This is a genomic window from Flavobacterium sp. LMO6 (assembly GCF_009495795.1).
In the GTDB taxonomy this organism is placed as follows: domain Bacteria; phylum Bacteroidota; class Bacteroidia; order Flavobacteriales; family Flavobacteriaceae; genus Flavobacterium.
Map to the genome: position 1 here is coordinate 1 of NZ_WIBH01000053.1, position 879 is coordinate 879.

1 pseudogene is annotated in these 879 nt (G+C 43.3%); it reads right to left on the minus strand.

Annotated features, from left to right (window positions below):
• A pseudogene (locus GFJ99_RS13290) lies at positions 1-879 on the minus strand (SprB repeat-containing protein); the annotation flags it as partial.

Genomic DNA, 879 nt, shown 5'->3' on the forward strand with positions numbered 1-879 from the left:
CAGTTCCACCAGATGGAGCCCAAGAATAAGTGTATCCAGCTGTTCCACCAGAAACAGAAACTGTAGCTGAACCATTAGATCCTGAGTTACAAGATACATTGGTTTGAGATGCTGGAGTTGCTACAAGAGCAGTTGGCTCTGTAATTGTAAAACTTTGTGTAGCTGTACAAGAATTCGCATCGGTAACAGTTACAGTATAAGTACCTGCTGATAGTCCCGAAGCGGTTGCAGCAGTTCCACCAGATGGAGCCCAAGAATAAGTATATCCAGCCGTTCCACCAGAAACAGAAACTGTAGCTGAACCATTAGATCCACCATTACAAGCAATGTTTGTTTGTGATGCTGGTGTTAACGAAAGTGCAGTTGGTTGTGTAACAGTGAATGTTTGTGTTGCTGTACATCCGTTAGCGTCTGTAACAGTACAAGTCCATGTTCCTGCGGTTAAGCCAGTAACTGAAGTTGTTCCATCACCTGTTGGATTACCTGGAGTCCAGTTATAAGAATATCCTCCAGCTCCTCCAGTTGGTGTATTAATTGCGGCAGCACCATTAGAACCTCCGAAACAACTTACGTTTGTTTGTGATAACGGAGTTGCAACAATTGCACTAGGTTGCGTTATTGTAAAAGTTCGTGTTGACGTACAAGAATTTGCATCTGTAACAGTACATGTCCATGTTCCTGCGGTTAAGCCAGTAACAGATGTTGTTCCATCACCTGTTGGGTTACCTGGAGTCCAGTTATAAGAATATCCTCCAGCTCCTCCAGTTGGTGTATTAATTGCGGCAGCACCATTAGAACCTCCGAAACAACTTACGTTTGTTTGCGATAACGGAGTTGCAACAATTGCACTAGGTTGCGTTATTGTAAAAGTTCGTGTTG